This is a genomic window from Pseudomonas sp. F01002, assembly GCF_004402115.1.
GTDB classification, from domain to species: Bacteria; Pseudomonadota; Gammaproteobacteria; order Pseudomonadales; family Pseudomonadaceae; genus Aquipseudomonas; species Aquipseudomonas frigoris.
In genome coordinates this window covers 1-322 of sequence record NZ_SOPU01000042.1, presented here as the reverse complement: position 1 = coordinate 322, position 322 = coordinate 1, and the positions used below count along the sequence as shown (strand labels likewise).

Here is a 322-nt window from a genome sequence, read left to right as displayed (position 1 = left end):
GCCCTCATGCTGAATCCGCCTTCCGTTAAAGAAACCGTCGACAACAACCTAAACCCCATCGCCGCCAAAGACTCCCTCACCGTGGTGGTCCCTCAGGGCGTCCTGCTACCCACCGACCTGCTGAGCGTGACGTGGACCGGCGCTGCCGGCACCCCGGCCGAAGGTTCGCACACCACCACGGCGGCCCCCATCAGCAGCATCGGTCTTGAGATCCCGGTACCGGTGTCGGTCATTGCCTTTAACCTGGGCAAGCCGGTGACGGTTAAATACACCGTAACTCGAGGGACGAATAGGCCACAAGACTCACAGCCCTTCTCGCTGA

Annotated in this window: 1 pseudogene; it reads left to right on the top strand. The window is 61.5% G+C overall.

The window, feature by feature from the left end:
• Nucleotides 1-322, top strand: a pseudogene (locus E3W21_RS31290) (hypothetical protein); the annotation flags it as partial.